This window comes from Chryseobacterium sp. JAH (assembly GCF_001507335.1).
In the GTDB taxonomy this organism is placed as follows: Bacteria; Bacteroidota; Bacteroidia; order Flavobacteriales; family Weeksellaceae; genus Chryseobacterium.
Genome location: NZ_LMAH01000002.1, coordinates 523020 through 545310, shown reverse-complemented (window position 1 = coordinate 545310; position 22291 = coordinate 523020). Strand labels below are relative to the sequence as shown.

At 35.3% G+C, this 22291-nt stretch carries 18 protein-coding genes; 7 read left to right on the top strand and 11 right to left on the bottom strand.

The genetic code is table 11. The features are described from left to right. Position 1 precedes the first annotated feature (1 nt). The 4 genes from yiaA to AR685_RS06070 all read right to left on the bottom strand — a co-directional run bounded on the left by yiaA (position 2) and on the right by AR685_RS06070 (position 3764). Positions 2–394, bottom strand: coding sequence for an inner membrane protein YiaA (gene yiaA / locus AR685_RS06085; protein WP_047442595.1), 393 nt, complete (start codon positions 392–394; stop codon positions 2–4). 345 nt (positions 395–739) lie between these two features. Further along, a complete protein-coding gene (locus AR685_RS06080) occupies positions 740–1363 on the bottom strand; it encodes a hypothetical protein (protein ID WP_059124019.1) in 624 nt (207 codons plus the stop codon). Between the two features lie 114 nt (positions 1364–1477). Then, entirely contained in the window at positions 1478–2794 is a 1317-nt protein-coding gene (ahcY, locus tag AR685_RS06075) for an adenosylhomocysteinase (protein WP_047442598.1), read from the bottom strand. Between the two features lie 166 nt (positions 2795–2960). Then, a complete protein-coding gene (locus AR685_RS06070) occupies positions 2961–3764 on the bottom strand; it encodes a hypothetical protein (RefSeq protein ID WP_047442599.1) in 804 nt (267 codons plus the stop codon). 242 nt (positions 3765–4006) lie between these two features. On the opposite strand from AR685_RS06070, the gene AR685_RS06065 reads away from it, so the two are divergent. The 4 genes from AR685_RS06065 (at position 4007) to AR685_RS06050 (ending at position 7508) form a co-directional block, all read left to right on the top strand. Beyond that, entirely contained in the window at positions 4007–4537 is a 531-nt protein-coding gene (locus tag AR685_RS06065) for a HugZ family protein (protein WP_047442600.1), read from the top strand. A 241-nt stretch (positions 4538–4778) separates the two neighbouring features. Then, positions 4779–5654, top strand: coding sequence for a carbon-nitrogen hydrolase (locus tag AR685_RS06060; RefSeq protein ID WP_047442601.1), 876 nt, complete (start codon positions 4779–4781; stop codon positions 5652–5654). Next, positions 5654–6706 carry an agmatine/peptidylarginine deiminase gene (locus AR685_RS06055; protein WP_047442603.1) on the top strand — a complete coding sequence of 351 codons (1053 nt, stop codon included), beginning with the start codon at positions 5654–5656 and terminating at the stop codon, positions 6704–6706. Before AR685_RS06060 ends, AR685_RS06055 begins: the two co-directional genes overlap by 1 nt. A gap of 187 nt (positions 6707–6893) precedes the next feature. After that, positions 6894–7508 (top strand): 4'-phosphopantetheinyl transferase family protein, encoded by a 615-nt coding sequence (locus tag AR685_RS06050; protein ID WP_047442605.1) that lies wholly within the window; start codon positions 6894–6896, stop codon positions 7506–7508. Here the strand turns inward: AR685_RS06050 and AR685_RS06045 are convergent. The 3 genes from AR685_RS06045 to porU form a co-directional block, all read right to left on the bottom strand. After that, the gene (locus AR685_RS06045) at positions 7489–9750 is read right to left on the bottom strand and encodes an FUSC family protein (RefSeq protein WP_047442607.1); all 2262 of its coding nucleotides are present in this window, start codon (positions 9748–9750) and stop codon (positions 7489–7491) included. The genes AR685_RS06050 and AR685_RS06045 overlap by 20 nt on opposite strands. Positions 9751–9919: 169 nt before the next feature. Beyond that, on the bottom strand, positions 9920–11083 hold the full coding sequence (gene porV / locus AR685_RS06040; protein WP_059124018.1) for a type IX secretion system outer membrane channel protein PorV: 1164 nt from the start codon (positions 11081–11083) through the stop codon (positions 9920–9922). 57 nt (positions 11084–11140) lie between these two features. Then, positions 11141–15025: a type IX secretion system sortase PorU gene (porU, locus tag AR685_RS06035; protein ID WP_059124017.1), complete on the bottom strand. Its 3885-nt coding sequence runs from the start codon at positions 15023–15025 to the stop codon at positions 11141–11143. A gap of 164 nt (positions 15026–15189) precedes the next feature. Between porU and gldJ the strand changes: the two genes are divergently transcribed. Both gldJ and AR685_RS06025 read left to right on the top strand, forming a co-directional pair. Continuing rightward, positions 15190–16791 (top strand): gliding motility lipoprotein GldJ, encoded by a 1602-nt coding sequence (gldJ, locus tag AR685_RS06030; protein ID WP_047442610.1) that lies wholly within the window; start codon positions 15190–15192, stop codon positions 16789–16791. 61 nt (positions 16792–16852) lie between these two features. After that, positions 16853–18124, top strand: coding sequence for a UDP-N-acetylmuramoyl-tripeptide--D-alanyl-D-alanine ligase (locus tag AR685_RS06025; RefSeq protein WP_059124016.1), 1272 nt, complete (start codon positions 16853–16855; stop codon positions 18122–18124). Here the strand turns inward: AR685_RS06025 and AR685_RS06020 are convergent. Then, positions 18117–18728 carry an NUDIX hydrolase gene (locus AR685_RS06020; RefSeq protein WP_047442613.1) on the bottom strand — a complete coding sequence of 204 codons (612 nt, stop codon included), beginning with the start codon at positions 18726–18728 and terminating at the stop codon, positions 18117–18119. The genes AR685_RS06025 and AR685_RS06020 overlap by 8 nt on opposite strands. Before the next feature lie 31 nt (positions 18729–18759). Between AR685_RS06020 and AR685_RS06015 the strand changes: the two genes are divergently transcribed. Beyond that, on the top strand, positions 18760–19149 hold the full coding sequence (locus AR685_RS06015; RefSeq protein WP_047442614.1) for a hypothetical protein: 390 nt from the start codon (positions 18760–18762) through the stop codon (positions 19147–19149). Between the two features lie 29 nt (positions 19150–19178). Here AR685_RS06015 and AR685_RS06010 read toward each other — a convergent pair whose 3' ends face one another. The 3 genes from AR685_RS06010 to AR685_RS06000 are packed head-to-tail and all read right to left on the bottom strand — an operon-like array spanning position 19179 to position 22109. Beyond that, on the bottom strand, positions 19179–20225 hold the full coding sequence (locus AR685_RS06010; RefSeq protein WP_059124015.1) for an anhydro-N-acetylmuramic acid kinase: 1047 nt from the start codon (positions 20223–20225) through the stop codon (positions 19179–19181). Between the two features lie 11 nt (positions 20226–20236). After that, positions 20237–20830 carry an LPS export ABC transporter periplasmic protein LptC gene (gene lptC, locus AR685_RS06005; protein ID WP_059124014.1) on the bottom strand — a complete coding sequence of 198 codons (594 nt, stop codon included), beginning with the start codon at positions 20828–20830 and terminating at the stop codon, positions 20237–20239. A gap of 1 nt (position 20831) precedes the next feature. Then, positions 20832–22109 carry a membrane protein gene (locus AR685_RS06000; protein ID WP_047442618.1) on the bottom strand — a complete coding sequence of 426 codons (1278 nt, stop codon included), beginning with the start codon at positions 22107–22109 and terminating at the stop codon, positions 20832–20834. Positions 22110–22291 lie beyond the last annotated feature (182 nt).

Genomic DNA, 22291 nt, shown 5'->3' with positions numbered 1-22291 from the left:
TTTAATCCTCCATCATATTGTCCCGAGTGTTCTTCTGGACGGCGATAGCGCCAAACAGAGCCAAAAGAAATGCAAAGGCGTAAAATCCTTTCTCACTAGGTAAGATGGTAGCATTAAATAACCCAATGGTTAATAAAACGATAGACGATAAAGTGGCAAACCAGCAGATGCCATAGTAAATGTCTGTTACCTTTATATTTTCCATTCTGTCTCGTACGGCTTTCTGCAAAGACACTACGGCAAACAAACCATACAATAGAATAGTGAAATAATATCCTTTTTCGTTTAATAGCATTTCTGCTCTTACCAGACCGACAATATAGCCAATCATTCCTGCGCCCAGAGCGACCCATGAAGCTGCAACAAACGCATTAGAAACTCCCTGTTTTTTCATTATTATGTTTTTTAATGTTTAGTTCGTCCAAATGTATTATATTTTAGTGAAATCGTATTATTTATTTATGTTTTTTTCACTATTCTTTGATGATTTTGAAAGATTCTTTTTTTGTGATCCTTCGTCTCAAAGAACTAAAAAAATACATCGGTTTGTATAATTTTTATTGGGCGATATATTCATAATTGTATTTTACATAATTATTCCCGTTTGCTGACCGCCCGATTACCTGAGTCGGTAACTGAACACTGTTGTATTGAACTTCATAAATAATTTGCTGATTCTGAATCCAGTTACCGGCACTATCTTTAAAACTGATTCTCTCGCTTGTATAATTATTTTTACTTAAAACATACGCTCCGCCATCATAATTTTTAAATATTTGTTCGTGAAAGAATAAGGATTAAGTTGATTGTCGTACAAATATTCATGCTTGGTGGATGAAGAAACAGTACCACCGATAACCGAAGTTTGTACGGTAATATTTTCTCCGTTGTATGTGTAGGTCGATGTACTAGGATTGCTACAGTTTGCTGATTGACAAAGCGTAGAGCTTGTCACGTGACCATTCGTATAGGTGTAATTTATTGTACGATTTAGGTCAGGATTATTATAGATTGCTTTTATATTTTGAAGTTCTTCACCATTATATGTATAAGATGAATAGTAATCCAAAGTTCCGTCAGCTTTATAATGATTTGTCTTCACGGGTTTTCCTGCTGCATTATATTCAAAAGTTGAAGATCGACCTGCAGAGGTAGTTTTAATTAGTTGTCCCTGATTATTATAATCTAATGTTGATACAGTAGTTTCGGGATTTGCAGGATTATCGTAATAAACGGTAGTTACTTTGCTCAATAATATTCTTTGTTCCACAGGATCGGTTACAAATTCGATTTCATCTTCACTTTCGCAGCTGCTAAATAATAGTAAGGAACCCATTATACTCAGGAAATAGTACTTTTTCATTTTTAAATTTTAATTGTTCAAAAGTAGGAATTCCTAAGAGAGTTTTAAAGTGTTTTACATGAAAAATCCCATTATGTTGAATAATGGGATTGTGTATTTTAAAGATAGAGAATCTTAGTATCTGTAGTATTCAGGTTTGAAAGGTCCTTTCACATCTACACCGATGTATTCAGCCTGTTCAGTAGAAAGAACTTCCAACTCAACACTTAATTTCTTTAGGTGAAGAGCTGCAACTTTTTCATCTAAATGCTTAGGAAGCATATACACCTCATTTCCGTAAGCTTCAGAGTTTGTCCAAAGTTCAATCTGAGCCAAAGTCTGGTTAGAGAAAGAGTTAGACATTACAAAACTTGGGTGACCCGTTGCACAACCAAGGTTTACCAATCTACCTTCAGCAAGGATGATCACTTCTTTACCTTCTTCCAAAGTATAGATGTCAACTTGTGGTTTCACCTCAGATTTTGTGTGACCATAGTTTTCGTTCAACCAAGCCATATCGATTTCGTTATCGAAGTGACCAATGTTACAAACGATCGCTTTATCTTTTAATTTTAAGAAATGCTCTTTTCTTACGATGTTGAAGTTACCGGTTGTAGTGATTACGATATCTGCGTTATCTACAACAGTATCTAATCTTTTTACTTCAAAACCATCCATTGCAGCCTGTAAAGCACAGATTGGGTCGATTTCTGTCACCGTAACGATAGAACCAGCACCTCTGAAAGAAGCAGCAGTACCTTTACCTACGTCTCCGTATCCGCAAACTACAACTCTTTTACCAGCCAACATAATGTCGGTAGCTCTTCTTACAGCATCTACTGCAGATTCTTTACATCCGTACTTGTTGTCAAACTTAGATTTAGTCACTGAATCATTTACGTTGATTGCAGGCATTACTAAAGTTCCGTTTTTCATTCTTTCGTACAATCTGTGAACACCAGTAGTGGTTTCTTCAGAAAGTCCTTTGATGTCTTTTGTGAATTCAGGGTATCTGTCGAAAACCATGTTCGTCAAATCTCCACCGTCGTCTAAGATCATATTCAATGGTTTTCTGTCTTCACCGAAGAATAAAGTTTGCTCGATACACCAGTCAAATTCCTCTTCATTAAGACCCTTCCAAGCGTACACTGGGATTCCTGCAGCAGCAATCGCAGCAGCAGCATGATCCTGAGTAGAGAAAATATTACATGAAGACCAAGTTACTTCAGCTCCTAGAGCAACCAAAGTTTCAATCAAAACTGCAGTCTGAATCGTCATGTGAAGACACCCTGCGATTCTTGCACCTTTTAATGGCTGAGATGGTCCGAATTCTTCACGGATTGACATCAAACCTGGCATTTCTGCTTCTGCTAGAGTAATTTCTTTTCTTCCCCATTCTGCAAGGGTGATATCCTTAACTTTATAAGGAATGTATTGTGTTGTAGTACTCATATCTTATGAATAAGTTTAAATTCAAATAATTAAAGTGCAAAATTACAACATATAATTAAGATATAAAAACTGACCATCAACTTCATACATATGAATTATTACAGTAATTAACTTATTTGTAACATAATAGAAATAGCTTTTTTTGAAGAAAATTACACTTATTGCGTTATAAATAAAGATATTTCATTTCCTGTACAAAATCGCGATAATATGCAATTGCTTCTTCGTTTTTGCCTTCTTCTACCAAATTAACTGCTGGTAGTACCAAATTACTGTAAATGGTTTCAAGTATTTCGCCCTTATTTTCTGAATCGCCAATATTGCTGAGCATTTTTGGAGCAATCACATTGTATTCTGCAATCAGCTGATTAAAAATGGGATTTGGTTTCATTACTGTTTCCCTTAGATTTCTTAAAATCATCAGCTCTGCACAATCATCCGGTAAACCTTTGTGAAAAACACAGGCAGACGTTAAAAAGCAATTTGCATCAGGATCACTGCTCATATTTTTGATGTACCTAAATGGGAGATCCACTTTTAGTTTTTCATTTCTAATTACGGCATGGCATTTATCATGTACCTCCATTATAAATTCTTTCCCGAATGCATCTTTTGCAAATTTGAAGTTCTCGGATGTCAGTTTATCTTTTATAATTGAAAATGTAATGAAATGGAGATTTTTAGAATCTATGGTTTTCTCGATTATAGAATCGGCTTTGTATACCAAGTCTGTTTCTGTGTTTCCAGAAAGTTTGATTTCCTTAGTTTGATCACTGGTTTCTTTAAATTTAGAAAGCAGATCGGAATCAATTGTAAACGAGAATAACCATTCTTGTCCTTTAATAACAAGAAATTTGTCTCCCATAAAATAATCACTCGATTTTAAGTTTTTTGTGAAAGACAGTAATGGTAGAAAAGATGCTGCTGCAACACCAGCAGAAGCGTATTGTAAAAAAGTTTTTCGGTTCATGGTCGTAAGTTTTGTTTTAAGTAAAATTATAGTTTAAACTAAACTTATGCAATAACCCTTTTGGGCTATTTTTTGACGAAATAGACTGTTTTACAACTTTTTAGATTTGCAGTCAAAAATTTCTTCTATATGGAATTTCTCCTTTTTTCAATACTGTAAAGATCATTTTTTGTTGAAGTGGTCAGTGAGTTTTATTTTTATTTATTCTAAATTATGTATTTTTACAGACATAAATCTATATTATGAATCATAGTCACACGCAGGAAGAAGCCCAAAGACACGCAAAACCTCTTAGTCCAAAAATAAAAGAACTTATTGCAAGAACTCAAAGTATTATCCTTGCAACAGTAGATGCAGAAGGAACTCCAAACTCAAGCTATGCACCATTTGTACAAGTTGAAAACACTTTTTATATAATAGTGTCTTTTATGGCGAAGCATACAAAAAACTTATCTGAAGGCAGAAAAACCTCAATCATGTTTATTGAAGATGAGTCTTCGACAAAACAAATCTATGCTCGTGAAAGATTAACGATTGAAGCTGGAGTAAGTCAAATCGATAGAGATTCTGACAGGTGGAATCTTGTTATAGGTCAATTAAAAGAAACTCACGGAAAAGTGGTAGAGGTAATTTCTGAAATGAAAGATTTTATTTTGATTGCTTTAACTCCTGTGAAAGGTACTTATGTGAACGGATTTGGAAGTGCTTATTCCGTAGACGAGAATCTGCAAGTTGTGCAACACAGAAATGAAACCAATCATCAGTCTAAATAATGTATCGAAGCTTATTTTTAGTTAGTAAGTAAGCTTTTAGCCTTTGAAGATTTACAGTTATTATGGTAAATCATGTACAACGCCTCATAGTTTCAGGAATCTATGAGGCGTTTGTATATTTACTTTTAATTATCTTAATGATAACTTTTGTTGTAATGCTGATAGAAGGCACCTATTCATTTAATAAAGTAGCACAGTATGTATTTTAAAAATATTATTTTTGTATCATAAAATTTAGAAAATGTCAAAAGTAAAAATAGGTACAGTCCAGATGTCTTGTGTAGCAGACAAGCAGGAAAATCTGAACAAAGCCATTGAAAAAATAAGAGAAGCTGCAGCGAAAGGTGCACAGATTGTTTGTTTACAGGAATTATTCACATCGCTTTATTTTTGCGATGTTGAAGATTATGATAATTTTGATCTGGCAGAAGCTATTCCGGGACCTTCTACAGATGCACTTTCACCAGTTGCAAAAGAATTGGGTGTGGTGATTATTGCGTCACTTTTTGAAAAACGTGCGCAGGGTTTGTATCACAATACTACAGCTGTTATTGATGCAGATGGAACTTATTTGGGGAAATACCGTAAGATGCATATTCCGGATGATCCTGCATTCTACGAAAAATTTTATTTCACACCAGGAGATTTAGGATACAAGATTTTCCCTACAAAATTCGGGAAAGTGGGTGTCTTGATCTGTTGGGATCAGTGGTATCCTGAAGCTTCAAGAATTACTGCATTAATGGGTGCTGATATCATGTTTTATCCTACCGCAATAGGTTGGGACACCACTCAGGATGAAGAGACGAATCAGGATCAATATAATGCCTGGCAGACTATCCAGCGTTCTCATTCTGTTGCTAACGGTCTTCCTGTAGTTTCTGTAAACAGAGTTGGATTTGAACAGGACGGAGCCATGAAATTCTGGGGCGGAAGTTTTGTGACCAACGCACAGGGTAAACTATTGTATCTTGGTTCTCACGATCACGAAGAGGTAGCAGTAACGGAAGTAGATTTGGCACAGACCGATTATATGAGAAAACACTGGCCTTTCCTTCGTGACAGAAGAATTGAAACCTATTCGCCGATTACCAAACGTTTTATTGACGAAGACTAATGAAAGATCAGAATAAAACACCCAAACAGTTGGGTTACCGTTTTCCGGCAGAATGGGAAGAACACGAAGCAACCTGGTTGTCTTGGCCTCACAAAGAAGAATCGTGGCCAGATAAATTACAGGAAATATATCCTCAATATGCGGAATTTATAAAAGTTATTTCTCAGGATGAATTTGTGAGAATTAATGTGAAAGATGAAGAGATGAGGAAATTTGCGATGGATTGCATTATGCAGGCCGGAGCCAAATTAGAAAATATCGAATTTTATTTTCACGAAACGAATGATGCATGGTGCAGAGATCACGGGCCCGCATTTTTGATTAATAAAGATGCAGAAGAACAAAAAATCATTTTAGATTGGGGTTTCAATGCTTGGGGCGGAAAATATCCTCCATTCGAACTGGATGATGTGATTCCTACGAAAATAGGGGCAGAGTTTGATCTTCCTGTTATTTATCCGGGGATTATCATGGAAGGCGGATCTGTGGAATTTAACGGAAAAGGAACGATTCTAACTTCAAAATCTTGCTTGCTGAATAAAAATAGAAACCCGCATTTATCACAGGAGGAAGTAGAGCAGTATTTGAAAGACTTCTATGGTGTAGATCAAATTCTTTGGGTTGAAGACGGAATCATTGGTGATGATACAGATGGTCACGTGGATGATACCATCAGATTTGTAAATGAAAACACAGTTCTTACGGTTGTAGAAGATAATAAGGAAGATGAAAATTACGAAATTCTTCAGACCAATCTTAGACAGCTAAAGGAAATGCGTTTGCTCGACGGAAGTCCGTTAAATATTATAGAACTTCCAATGCCGGATCCTGTAATTTGGGAAGATCAGCGATTGCCGGCGTCTTATGCCAATTTTTATATTGCAAACAAATCGGTCATTGTTCCGACTTACAGGTGTGAAAAAGATCAGGTTGCTTTGGATATTATTCAAAAATGTTTTCCTGACAGAAAAGTTGTAGGGATAGATTCTACAGATATTATTTGGGGATTGGGAAGCTTTCACTGTTTAAGCCAACAAGAACCTCTAGTCTAAATATATCTTTAGAATTGCTAAAAGATAAGATAACTGGCAGTTTTTAAGTAAAATTCAATAATACATTCCATTATAACAGAAATCGTTTTTCTGTCATAATGGATTTTTTATTGCTCAAGGTTTTGTATACATTCTAACCAGAAAAACTTCCTGTATTTTTTATTACTTTTACTCAATAAATTAAGCAATGCCACTTTACCGCGATTTTTCTGATGACAACGCCACTATTCTTGTATGGAAATATGAGGAAGGTGAAGACTTGAATCATGATGAACTCCTGGAGCCGGAAAATGCAGAAAAAGTCAGAGATTACCATCCAAAAAAACTCTTGGAAGTTTTGATGGTGAGAAAACTTTTAAAGAGTTTAAAGCCCAACTCCAAAATTTTATATAAAGAGAGAGAACCTTTTCTATCGCCTAAAGATGCTGAAATTTCTATTACTCATTCTTTTCCTTTTGCTGCAATTGCGATTTCTAAAAATAAGATAGGAATTGATATTGAGAAATTCAATCCCAAAATTATGCGGGTAATTGATAAGTTTACATATGAAAATGAACGAGGATTTATACCTTTCGATAATGAAGTTACTTTTTACACAATTATCTGGAGCGTAAAGGAAAGTATGTACAAAATTCACCATTCAAAACACTGGTCGCTCAAAAAGCATTATGAGGTGAAACCTTTTGAACTTAAATATTTATTCGATATCAGCTGCAGAGTGCATGATGATCAGCTTTCGGATGAATTTAAAGCGAGAGTGAAATTCTTTGATGATTACTGCTTCACGATTGTGGAAGAGTAGTGGTTTCAGTCTGATAGGTCTGAATTACCTTTCGCTGTTCTTTGGCAACATCATAGATCAGTTCCAGGACATCATGAATATTTTTGAGTTCTGTTAAATGCGAAATTTTATTCGGATCTCTGCGGTCGAAAATTTCATTTTCCAACAACTCAGATTTTCTTTGAATCAATAAATTTTCTATCGATGAATCTTCCGGTTCCAAGCGGCTGTCCATTCTCAGGGTCTCCGTAATTTTTTCTCCTTTCAGCAAGGCTGAGACCTGATTCATTTCGGCTTCAATTTTTTTTGTCCAGCTTTCAGAATCTATTTCCGGATACTTTTTATTATTTTTAGAATATTGTGAAAGTGAAGCAGTATATGCTGTAATAAGATGTGAAGTGGCTACAAACTGATGCACGACTTCCAGTTTTTTCTGCTGATTTTTAGGGTCAGAAATCATTCGTTGGAAATTATCCGAAAGATTAGCGAGAGAAATAATGGCATTTTTTCGTTTAACCTTATAATCTTCAATATCAAAATCTTCATTCAGAAATTTTGCCATCACACTGTGGAAATATGTGAGATTAGATTCTGCTGATTTTTTCATCAACTCTAAATTCTGAGTATGTTCCCACACCGGAAGCACAATATAGGAAACAAGAAAAGCAATAATCCCTGCAATAATGGTGTCAACAATTCTATCTTTAAAAATGACATTGATGTTTCCGGGATTTAAAAAATTAAAACTCATAAAAACATACATCGTCATAAAGAGAACCGCCCAAAAATAACGTCCTTTCAATAAACTGAAGCAGAGAATCATACTTAATAAAAGAATCGCAAACAGAATGGCATTAATGTGAACGTAGTACAAAATAGCATAAGCAATCACCGCACCTACCACAGTCCCGCAGAACCTCAGAAAATTTCGTTGTTTGGTTATCGAATACGCGGGTTTTAAAATGGCAACAATCGTAATTAAAATCCAGTAGGTATGACCGATTTCTATAAACGGAAGTTGAGAAACCAGATATCCTAATAATAAGGCAATGGTAATTCTGATCGCATGGCGAAAATGCGATGAGGTTAAAGAAATATTGCTTCTTAAAACTTTAAAATTAATTTTTTCCTCATTAGGCATAAATTTTTTCAAATCTAAACCGGTAGATAGACTTTTTGCCAATTTTACGTTTTGAGCAAATACTTTATATATTTCGTTTATTTCTTTTGTTATTTCATTGATACGCATCATGATCTGTCTCAAAATCATAAAGTTTTCAAGCGTATCAGGATTCATTTCTCTATTTCTCAATTCAAAATAATGAACATTAAGATCCTGCGAACGTGTCTCAAGGTTGAAAACAGGTTTTGCTCTTGTACTGCTCTGAAGTGAAATTCCGATGTTGGCAATTTCTTCAGAAAGTATATTGAGGTAATCATGAATTTTTACAAGAATGGTCGAGTCTTCGAAACTTTGCTGTAACTTTTTGTAATCACTTTCTGAAGTCATCAATTTCTCGTGCAAGTCCATTGAATTCAAAAACGTAAGCATCAGTAATCTGCTGATAGTTGTCGATTCGTTGACGATCGTTCTTGTTTTAAAAACTGTTTCTCGAGTTTCTTCCTGCAGATTTTTAATCTCAATCTGCTTGGCGATGATTTGTGAGTTTAATCTGTCGAAATCTGGGTTTTTCTGATAAAAATTAGCTTTTATTTTAAGAAATTCTGCCAGCTGAAGATAGTTTTCACCAATCATCTGACTGGCGAGTTTATAAGGTTGAATTGTCGTAACAATTAAAAAAATCAATAAAAACCAAATACAGCCGGCGGCAAAAATCAGGAGGCTTTTTAAAATATTCGCGCCGGTTAAGTGTCCGTCAATAAAGATGGCGAGAACAACCAATGCTAATGATCCTACGGCGGCAAGTCTTTGCCCATAAACGCCGATTAACGAAAAGAACATTCCGAAAGCAATGATTTCTAAAATGACCAAAGGAATAATGCCTTTCACCAGACTTGCAATGGCTGAAACAATCACGAAACAGAAAATAGCGAACGTCAGTGAATTTCTTCTTCGGATAAACGGTCCAGGCTGATCGGTGAGTGCAACAAAGCTAGTTCCTAAGGGAAAAAGAAAATATTCTTTAAGCAGACCAAAGTAGGAGAGAACCAAACATGGAATAACCGTTGCCAACGTAATTCTTATGGAAGAATATACATATTGGCTTGTTACGATCTTTTTTAGCTCCGCAGAATAGTTCATGGTACAAAAATAATTATTGAAAAACAAAAAGCCCCATAATTACCCGACTTTTGTAAACATATTTTATTCATATTTGATTTCCGCATTTTCTTCGGCATAAGCTGTGAATTTAAATCAACAAAAAAGCTCCAATAAAAATTGGAGCTTTGTATGGTATATTCAGTTATACTTAGTTATCTACATTAGAAGTTTCGTCACCGATGTTCCAGGTAAGACCGAAACGTAGTGTGTTATCCAAAGCAGTGTTGATCTTAGACATATTGATTAGATAAGAAATGTCTAATCCGAAAGAGCGGTATTTTAAACCAATACCAGCAGTTGCAAATTGTCTTGCTCCCTGCACGTCACTTTCGTGGAAGTAACCTCCTCTTACAGCAAATGCGTTATCATAAGAATATTCTAAAGCACCACTGTACATGATTGATTCAGGATTTTTGAAAGATTTTCCAATTCCTGACATTACTCCTACATTTGGTACTGCATACATAGGCTGTCTTGTATTAGGGTCATTTCCTATGAATTCTGATCCCGGTACTAAGATTTTAGAACCTTCAACACTTAAACCAACTCTGTTGACATCATCCAGGTACATATCGTAACCAACCCCTAATCTAGCCATTGTAGGAAGATAAGATCTAGATTCTTCGTTTCCTGTATAGTCTAATTTCGGACCTAAATTGGTCACTGCAAAACCAGCATTTAATTTACCATCATAGCCTCCAAAACTTGAAAATCTTTGAGAAGTATAGTATCCTGAGATATCTACTGCGAAACTATTAGCTGGCTTCAATGTAGTATCTGTGTTGAATCCTCCGGCCAAATCTGAACGTATGAATCTACCTGTAACAGCCATTGAGTATGAATCAGAAAGTTTCAGGCCGTAAGCAATATCAACCGAGAATTCGTTCGGCTTAGAAGTACCGTTAGAAGTTACTTCATTTCCTACAAGAGAAGTAAGATCTACCTCACCCATATTAAAGTAATAAATACTTGCAGAAATTGTTGATCTTTCTTCCTGACCTAAAAATTTATGGAATGCTCCATATAGTAAAAATACATCATTTGTAAGTTTCCCCATGTAAGGTGTGTAGTTAATACCCACAGAAGAACTCGTTCTGCTAAAAGGATATTTTACCGCATTCCAAAATTGAGAAAAAGCATCCGGGGAAGTAACGACCCCCTGATCTCCCATACCCCCTGATCTTGCATCTGGTGCAATTCTCAGGAATGGAGCTCCGGTTAATACAGGTCTTACCTGACTTAAATCCTGTGCATAGCCTAAAAACCCAGCACTCAAACCAATCCCCAAAAGCAGTTTAGTAGTTAAATTCATATGTTGTCTTTTATATATTATCAGTTTTTTATTGATATTCTTAATTACTTATTTATTTTACTTCAAAAGTACCATTTTTTCTACAGCTGTAGCACTCCCTTTGCATTTTTCTTGATTTTGACTTTTTGCAAATATCTTAAAAATATACGTACCTTTTGCAACTGTGTCACCAAAATCGTCTTTTCCATCCCATTCTATTGCCTGACGTGGTGTTCTAAAGCCCTGTAGGAAGGGTTCTGCAACAACTGGCTGGCTTAAAGTTCTTACCAATTTTCCTGTAATGGTATAAATTTGAACATTCACATCCAATATATCATCACAATTATGCTCAAAATGTATATATGTTTTGTTGGTAAAAGGGTTTGGCCAGTTAAGTGGTCTGTTGATTACCAAATGCTGGTCTGCCTCATCTTTAACTTCAAAGTTTAACGTTTCAGTTGTTGAATTATTGTTTATATCCCAAACTTTAAACGTCAGCTGATGTTGCCCTACAGATAAATTCCTGAAAGGATAGGTTACATTTCCTTTTTGGTAATCTGCCAAACCTGGGCTCAGACATCCATTTCCTTCACCTGAAGCATAGAAATCATTCAAAACTACGGTGTTAATAATTTGTCCGTCCAAATATACAGTAATATCGTGACCAATACCAGAACCTGTAGAATTTATTCCTGTATCATCTGTTACACAAGCAAGGAGCATAGGGTTTTGATCTGTGATTCCACCATTTGCAAAATTGGTGTTGTTCATATACAGCTTTACTTTTGGCGGTTCATTATCATTAATGCCATTTGGGTTGATATCACCGACCTGCACTGCCTGATTATTGAATACATCAATAGATTTATTATCGGCGTATCCAAGCAACCTTCCTTCACCTACTGCATAATTGATATCTTTCGGGACATAAAATTCTACGGTGAAAACTCCGTTTACAGCAGTTCCGGAAGCTTTTACAATAGCACTTCCTTCTTCGGTATATTGTAAAACAGGCGTTAAACCTCCGTCATTGTTTAATGTTGTTTTATTTAATCTTTTATCAAAAATATTGATAACCACTCTTCCGTTAAATGTAGTGTTTGTAGAACCATTTGAATTATTGATGTGGCCTTTTACTTTTACAAAATCTAATCCTCTGATTAATCCCGGAACCGGAGTCTCGATACCATCGATAACCAGCAGTCTCTGTGGTCTGCTCAGTTTCATCGCAGGATCACCCAATAAATTTACTTTCAGGTGGTTTGAATCTCCGGGTCTTAGTTTTTTAGCGTTTAGATGGGCATCTCCCACTGGGATAAAATCATCATTTACCAGCTCAAAAATATCTTTAGTATATAGATTGGTAAAATCAAGACCATAGCCTACACCCACGGCGCGGCTTGACGTAATCATTGCGGCGGCACCTCCCTGCTTTAATTTCATAAGCTGTTCTCCGGCAGAGGAAGTTCCCGGTTCGTCCCAAAGTGTGAATTCGCAGGTAATGGTGGATACGAATGGAAATCTGCTGTATACATTAGAGAAATTATTTGCATTTTGGATTTCATTTAACGTGAATACTCTTTCCTGAGCCCAACCATTAATTCCACCATGTCCTAAGTAAAAAAGATATAAACTGTTACCCAAATCGTTTGAAATCGCTTGATTTACCTGCGGATATCTCTGTCCACCAGCCGTGCTTTGGGACTGAAAGGCATCCATATATAATTTTCTTACATTATATTCTTTAAGGGTAGTACTTGCAGGAATTTCAAATGTAGATGTCAAAGTATTATTCATTACTGTATGGAAGGGTGTTCCTCCATCGTTGTCATCATCTACAACAAAATCCAGCTTCATTCTCCATTCTCCAAAAGGAGTCGACTGTCCTGACAAAGAATTGTAATAAGCCAACGTCTTATCCATCATATTTGTAGCCTCCGTAGGATTTGCAGCCGGAATTCTTCCTACAGGAAGATCGGGTAAATTATTTGATAAAAAAGGATCTGTTTGAGGCTTCGTCATTACAATGTAATCATCAGTGACGAATGATGCAATAAAATCACTAGATTCTTCGCTCTGATAGCTCGAAACTATATTCGAATTATTAGCAATTCTGTTTTTATAATCAAAAGAAGCGTCCCCTAAAACAAATACATATTTTAAACTGCCAAGTGGAGTGTTTAGTTTTGTAACAAAATCACGGATTGCTGTAAGATCCCTGCTTCCGCTCCCGAATTCATTATAGATTTTTGCTGGATCTACGATTTGAACATTATAATTGTTTTTTGTCTGATGGTAATTGGCCAATCTCTGTGCCTGTGACATCATTTCAGGTGGTGCAATAATCAGATAATCTACATTTTGAAGTGCAGAAAGATTTTGATTATTTATTCTCTCCACAAACTGAGGTGTAAATGCAGCATCTGCACGGAAAGCAACAAATTCATTATTGAAATCAGGATTTGACGTGGTATAAGCAAAACTGAAAGCTCCCGTCCCGCCTGCTTTGTTTACTCTTCTGTTGGCATTTGTTATATCAGAAACATCCCAAACCTGCTCCATGTTTGCAGTTGGCGAAATTGTGAAGCCGTAGTTGGTGTTTGTGCCAGTTTGCAGAGAATAGTCTCTAAAATTCATCTGGCTTCCATTAAATTTTAAGTCTTCCTTATACTGTACTTCTACATAATCTAAATGAAAAGATCCGTTAGGATTAATTGAAATATTGGGATTGTATTTAATGGTGATCTGGTTACCACTTAAATTACTGATTGTTCCACTATAACGGAAAGGATGGAAATCTGAATCGGTTGATGAAGAAGTATCTGTAAGAGGATTCTGATTATTAATGGAGAATCCCATACTATTGCCCTGCGACCTGTGTCCTATAACCTGAGTTTTGTATCTTATCAAATCTGAACCCTGAATAGGAGAGTTTAAATTGAAAGTCAACGTTTTTTCAGTGATAATTGATTGGTCTTCAACCCAAATTCTTCCAACTTTTAAGAGATTTTTCTGATCGGTGTTAATGACCTGATAATCGTCATACCTGCTAATCAGTGGAGTGGTGGGTAAGTTAAGGTCAATATTCTGCACCCTTTTTCCAGCTCCTTTGTCAAAATTGATATAGTAATAAGAAAAATCTTCGTAAATATTTTTTAGATTTTCAGGACGGTCATTTCTTGTCTCGCGTCTTTTGATACCGTTTCCGTTTGATGTATTATAGAGGTTATAGCCATTAGGTCCCTGTGCATAGAACAGGGCGTAATCTGCATCATTCCAGACATTATCGTCCTCACCAACAACCTGAATAGAGTTTTCCTGAAGAGCACTGTATTTTATATCCTGATTAAATTCGGGAAGCATAATTCCCCCATTTCCGTAAATTCTGAAATTTTTAGGATTAATATTTGCCGTATTGATTCCGTTGTCTTTTAGAAACTGGGTGGTAATTTTGAAAATCCCCGATTTATCAACTTTAATCTTAAAAAAAGTTCCTGAAGAGAGAGGATTAATGGTTGAACCTATTTTTTGTGCATTAAAATTTACCGGTGAATTTGAGGGTGAAATTTCAAAAGAAGCAAGTCGTTGAATTCTTCCTTTTACATTTTTGAATAATCCTACGTTGGCATTCGCAAACCTCTCACCATTTAGATAGAAATAATTGATATCCGCAATGTCATAATCAGGCAGCAGGCTTTTGCTTATATCAAAAAGATCTTTGTTAGAAATCGTCTCCCAGACTAGGTTAGAAACTTTCACCTGACTTTCACCTACCTTTTGCTTATGAAGAATGAAAATATTATTTTGGTTGAAAGAAAAGCCTTCATTTGTAAAGCTGGGAAGATTCTTCTTAACATCACCGAAGTCTTCAATTTTTGATCCATTCCATTCTATGGAGATTCGTTGAGCCCAAGTTGCTGATATGAAAGCAAATAGAAAGAATAGAGTGGTTTTTAGTCTCATGTTAGTTATTGAAATTTCTAAATTACAAAATAAATGAAAATTTTAGAATTAAACCGTGATACAATAAAATTAATTTGTTAACGTTTCAAAAAAAATCAAATCTTTACTTGATTTATTGAATAATTTATTTTTTCTTTGTACTTTGAATAATATTTATATCGACTATGAAAAAACTAAAGTTGTTTTCATTAATAGCATTAAGTTCTACACTTGCATTAACCAGCTGTGGAGGGTCCGGTACTAGCAAAGGAGGCGGTACTAAAAAATTTGTCAGCAAGACAGGTTGGAAACCAAACGAAAAACAAGGTTGGTTTTTTGCAGGAAAGCAACAAAAGCAGAAGGGTTGGCCAGGAATGGTATATGTTGAAGGTGGAACTTTTACCATGGGATTAGTGAAAGATGATGTTATGCACGATTGGAATAACTCGCCTCGCAGAATGCAGGTAAGCTCATTCTTTATCGGTGAAACAGAAATTACTAACTACGAATACCGCGAATACCTTACGTGGTTGAAGTATGTATTCCCTCCAAGTGACCCAAGTTTCAAGGAAATCTACAACGGTGCGTTGCCTGACACTTTGTTATGGGATAACAAATTATCTAGAAATGATCTTAATGAAACGTATTTCAGAGATCAGAACTATGATTACTATCCGGTAGTAGGAGTTTCTTGGACACAAGCCAACAGATACTGCGAATGGTTGACAGACAGAGCGAACGAAAAAGCTTTAATGCAAGCAGGTATTATTGCAAAAGATTTGTACATCAACGAATCTAATAACCAAGGTGGAACAGCATTCAACATGGATAAATTCAAATCGAATGATCCTGAAATGCAAGGTTACATCAACGAGCAAAGATTGGCACAAAAATCTGGTATGAAAACGACTAACCAGAGATTATTAGCTGCTAACAGATCTCCTAGCTCAGCGATGGTTACCAAATTCAGACTTCCTTCAGAAGTAGAATGGGAGTATGCAGCTCTTGGTATGGAGAAAAGCAGAGAATATAACAGCTATACTGAAAAGAAACCACAAATCGATAAACTTAGAGGTACTAAGGGTAAAGACAGAGGAATGATTTTAGCTAACTTTAAGCAAGGTAGAGGAGATTATTCAGGTCCTGCAGGTTGGAAAAATGACGGTGCTGCTCAGACTTCAGATGTTAGACAGTTTCCTTCAAACGATATCGGTATCTATGGTATGTTCGGTAACGTTGCAGAATGGACTGGTGATGTTTACAGACCTATCATTGACGAAGACTTTACAGACTTTAATTATTATAGAGGAAATATGCCTCAGGCTATCGTAAGAAACGGTGACGGAACTTACAAGATGGTTGATGAAGGTAGTATTAAATATGACACTTTAGCTGACGGAAGATTGGTATACAAAAATTTACCTGGTCAGTTTGAAAGAGAAACTATCGGTGATTACAGAAACTATAGAGATGGTGACAGAATGTCTTCATTAGATTATAGAAATGCAAGTGATTCTTCAGCTTCTTACAATATGTACAATGCTCCTACAACAAGATTTGTAGTTGATGGAAGTGGAAAAGTAATCATGCAGAAAGATACTAAAGAGAGAACATCAGCGATGACAAATGACATCAGAGTTATCAAAGGTGGTTCTTGGCAAGATTCAGCTTACTGGCTAGACCCGGGACAAAGAAGATACAAAAATCAGGCTTCTGGTTATGGTTGGATTGGTTTCCGTGTAGCTCAGGATGCAAGAGTTAGCGACAAAGCTAGAACAAGAAGATAATATTTCAAAATACTTATAAAAAACCTCCCGAATTTTCGAGAGGTTTTTTTATTTTTGATGTATGAATGTAGAACAGTTTTATCCGTTATTTCTAAAAGCTGAAAAAGTAACGATTGACAGCCGAAAAATCAACACGAATGACATTTTCTTCGCCTTCTCAGGAGATAATTTCAATGCGGCAATTTTAGCTGAAAAAGCAATGAATGATGGAGCTTTAGCAGCAATTGTTGAAGATAAGAGTTTTGAAAATGCAGAAAAGAATATATTCTTTGTACCATCAACTTTAGAATTTCTTCAGAACTTGGCTGTACATCACAGAAATCAATTGCAGATTCCTATTATCGGGCTTACGGGAAGTAATGGTAAAACGACTACAAAGGAACTTATTCATGCAGTGCTATCTCGAAAACATAATGTTCAATATACTTTTGGAAATTTAAATAACCATATCGGTGTTCCGCTTACAATTTTATCGATCAAACCTGAACATGAAATGGCGGTTATTGAAATGGGAGCCAATCATCAGAAGGAGATTGAATTATTATGTGCCTTAGCCCAACCAAACTTCGGATACATTACCAATTTTGGGAAAGCTCATTTAGAAGGTTTTGGCGGTTATGAGGGTGTTATAAAAGGGAAATCTGAACTCTATGATTACCTTAAACATAATCAACAAACTATTTTAGTTAACGAAAATGATCAAATTCAGGTAGAAAAAACTACCGATTACAAGACGAAAATAACTTTTGGCAAAAGAAGTTCAGATTATTTTTTCGAAATATTTTCTAATGAACATTTTGTTGGATTGGATTATCAGGAAACAAAAGCACTGTCCCAGCTAACAGGAGATTATAATTTCACCAATCTTTGTGCAGCAGCGAGTTTCGGACTTCATTTTGGAGTTTCAATAGATGAGATCAAAAAAGCCATTGAGAGCTATATACCAACCAATATGCGTTCTCAGGTGGTGAAAAAGAATGATAAAACTTTAGTTTTAGATACTTACAATGCCAACCCGAGTTCTATGACTGCTTCCCTTCATAATTTCATCACTTTTGAAGGGACAAAAACGATTGTTATAGGTGATATGCTAGAGTTGGGTGAAGAAAGTGTTGTAGAGCATATCAATATTCTCAAAACGGCCCATGATTTAGGATTTAACGAAATTATCACCGTGGGAAAACATTTTAAAGCAGTCAATAATTCATCTAAATCTTTTGAAAATACAGCTGAGTTAATAGAATACCTTAGTTTAAACAAAATTCAATCAGAAAATGTTTTGTTAAAGGCATCACGTGGAATTTCTTTAGAAAAAGCGATTGACTTTATTTAGTTTTCGTTTCCCAAAATTCTGTAATAATCAATTTAATATTTTTGAATGTGCTTGGAAAGACTTCCGCTTCAATCTGTGGAGTGTTTTTCCAGGCAACTTCTGTGATACCTTCTTCCAATTGAGGTTTTGAGGTATCTTCACCATCGAAATTCATTTCAAACCAATGCGTGTACTTTAGAACTCTGTCGCCGTTTCTCTCGATATAGATATGGTAAGTAGTATTGATGAAATCTAGAAGTTCAACATTTTGTAAATTGGTTTCTTCCTCAATTTCACGCACCGCAGATTCTTCTCTGGATTCGCCTTTTTCCATTTTTCCTTTTGGCAGATCCCATTTCCCTAATCTTTTGATGAAAAGAATATCTCCGTTTGTTCTCTTGACGATGCCACCTGCTGCTTCAATGATTCTGAAAAGCTTTTTAAATTCTCCCCAAATTTCGTCAATCTGCTCTCCATATACGTTCAGTTCTTTTACCGAAGTATTCTGAAGAAGATCAAGCGCAATCTCTAAAGTTGTGAAACCATCATATTTCAGAGTTTTTTCTAAGGCTTCAGGCTGCTTAGAGAGTAATAATTTTTTTTCGTTCACAAAAACTTTATACATTTGTAGGAATTTAAATACAAAAATAAAAAAAATGAATTTAGAAGGACGAAAAATTGTTGTCAATAAATCATCTAAAGAGTTATCTGAGTTATTAAAAACGCCGGAAAATTACAAAGATTTTATGCCAGACGGTCTTCAGAAGTTTGAAAGCAGAGAAGATGGGTTCAAATTCGGACTTCAGGGCATGCCCGAAATTGCTTTAAAAATCGATGAAGTGACCGAAGAAAAGGCAGTTTTAAAGTCTGCAAGTTCAAGTTTAGACTTTGCTCTTACCGCAACTCTAAAGCCTCTCAGTGAAAATCAGACTGAAGTTCAGATGCTTTTTGAAGGAAAATTTAATCCTTTTATTAAAATGATGGTAGAGAAACCACTGCAGAACTTCATAAATACTTTAACTGATAAGATTGAAGCTTATAAATAAAATGAAACCTTCAGAAATGGAGGTTTTTTTTATGCAATAATTCCTGAACTGTGATCGTGACTGCTGCCTGTTGCAGAAGAAAGTACATTGATTTCGCTGTTAATTCTTAAGACTCCCATAAAAGCAAAAATCAAAGCTTCTTTAAAGTCTATAATTTCTTTTGCAGGAATAATAATTTCAGACTGGGTTTTTTCTTTTATTTTTTCAATCAAATAAGAATTGTAAGTTCCTCCACCTGTGAAAAGTATTTTTTTTAATTGATATTGATTAAATACTCTTGAAATCTGTTCGGCAGCATGTTCGGTAAATGTTGCCAAAATATCATTTGAATCTAAATTTGTAAAAAGAGGAAAAATATTTTCGTTACACCATTCAATTCCCAATGATTTCGGATGAGATTGGCTGTAAAACAATAATGAATTTAATCTATTGAATAATTCCGCATTTATTTTCCCTTCTCTTGCTAAACCTCCGTCTTTGTCGAAATTCTGATTAAAGTTTTGGGCTAACTTATTCAAAACAATATTTACCGGAGCAATATCAAAAGCAATTCTTTTATCGTTGAACTGCAATGAAATATTAGAAAATCCTCCAAGGTTCAGACAGGCGTCATATTCTGAAAAGAGCAGTTCATCCCCAATAGGAACGAGTGGAGCTCCGTTTCCACCCATTAAGACATCCTGGGAGCGAAAATCGTACACCACAGGTAAACCTGTTGTTATTTTGATGGTACGACCGTCGCCGATCTGTAAAGTGAATTTTTTTTGAGGCTGATGAAAAACAGTATGGCCGTGCGAGGAAATGACATCAATATTCTCCACCTTGTATTTTTCAATGAAATTTTTTACAGCTTTTCCTAAGTAGAATCCGTACTCAGAATGAAGTTCAAGAAGTTTTTCGGCTGATAAATGAATTGAATTTCTAAGTTGATTTTCTAAATCTTTATCGTAAGAAATTGTTTCGGCCTTCAAGATTTGAAATTTCCAACCAGAATTTTGTTTTTCAAACTTTGCAAAACAAATATCCAAGCCGTCTAAGCTTGTTCCCGACATCAATCCAATTGCCTGAAAAACCATGATGTTAAAATTTATTTTTTAGATTCCGCGATTTTAGTCTTGCTGATATCAAGATCACCAGAATTGTTGTAGAAAGTATATTCTGAGAAGTCGTCTTTGGCGGTCATTCCATTGGCATGAACCAGCGTAGAGCCGTCTTCCATGGTTGCATATACGGTGTCTCTCGTATAAATTCTTTTATTTTTCTGATCCCAAAAAACACTCTGTGTTGCAAACCGTTGTCCGTCGCTCGTTAAAATTTTCACATTTCCTCTGGCTTCAAAAAACTTTTTGTAATCGTAGATTTTGGCATATTTTGCAGTAATATTTCCAGGGTTTTTAGGTTTCTTTTTATCAAAGAATTCTATTTTCATTCCTTTTCTGGCAATTGTGTACGGGCTGTCGATCAATTCATATTTTTCAATGATGGGAGCCGTTGCTCGTAGTGAAACAAATCCTGAATCTCTCTGAACGATTTTAGCATTGTTGATGATCTGCGATGGGAAATTTTTATTCTGATTTCCGTTCTGTTTGGTCAAATCTTCTTCGCAGGATGTGAATATAAAAAATATAGCACAACTAAAAAGGTATGCTATATTTTTATATTTATTGAAATTCAATTTCATTTTAGTTATAAAGAGATTTTCTAAACCATCTGTCTGCAAAATTGAATCCTACTCTTAGGTTGATAAAATTCTGATTGATCAGATTGTCTTTTACAGTTCCTCTTTTACCCAGTTCAACGCCAATCTCAAGACCGCTCATTCGTGTAATACTGCTGGTTTTGAATGGAAGCATCACCCCTGCAGAAACTCCAAATTTATTGATATTATTTCCGGCAATTTCCAAATTTCCTTTTTCATAGAATGCCCCATAGCGGTACACGATTCTTGAAAAATAACTTCTAAAGTTATTATAGTTCGGAAGATACCAACCACCCGCAGAAACTCTGTAAGAATCTTTGAAATCAAAAGTGTTTCCGAAGTAACTGATTGTTTCACCTTTTTTGTAATCTAACTGTGCAGATACAAACCATTGGTTTTCGCTTCCATAACCCGCTCCAAAAGATGCTTGAAGAGGTAAAAGGTTTTTAGAACTTGTCGTTTTAGATTCGATCGTTGTCTGTCCTTCTTTTACTTCACCGTTGCTATAGTAATAAGTACTGTTTAGATATTCTGTAGACATATCGCTGGTGTTCCCAAAGGTAGCTGTAGCCCCCAAAGTAAACTTACGATCTGTACTTGTATTCAGTTTTTGGTAGCTTGTACCTAAAGTGAAATTTAAATTTTTGATTTTATTCTTGGTTTCGTACCCATTAATAAGCTCAGCGGTAGAAGTAGTAAATTCATTGGTGTCGTATAAACTACCAAAATACAAATTAGCACGGGCTCCAACAGCAAATTCTGAATTTATTTTATAAGAAAGTGCTAACTGTGCAGTATTCAAAGTACCACTCCCTGTAAAACGGTTTCCGTAAACCGTTCCGTCTGCCAATGTTTCAGAGTTAATAATATCATAGCTCTTAGAACTGTATGGCTGATACAAAAGTCCCATTTTTATTTTTGAAGAAATAGGAAATGCCAACGAGATATTAGATAAATACGTAGAATGTTTTGTAGACTTTGTATTATTATAGTCGGTTTTGAAGTAATTATTTTCGTTAGTAGCTTCAAGTTTAATACTTGTTAAATCAAAATTGCTGTTGTTAGCAGGGTTTCCGAAATTGAAGTTACTTGTGAAATCACTTATAAAGGCAGTCGAAATACCTCCCATTGAGGTAGTTTCAATCGTATTATCATATTTTACATCACCAATTCCATAAGTTGCATAGGGTGAATTGCTCAGACTCTGCGCGTTAAGGAAATACCCAACCGAAATGAATGATAGTACAAAAATTTTTTTCATTCTAGATTTTTAAAATAATGCGCAAATATCTTAAATATTAATGAATTGTAAAAATTTACTGAGGTTAAAGTTTGTTAAGGGGTTTTTATGGTGAGTTATCAATCATGAATTGGATTTGCTAATAGTTTTTTATCAATCATAATAAATTCACAATTCATTGGTGCAGCAAAATTCACATTTCA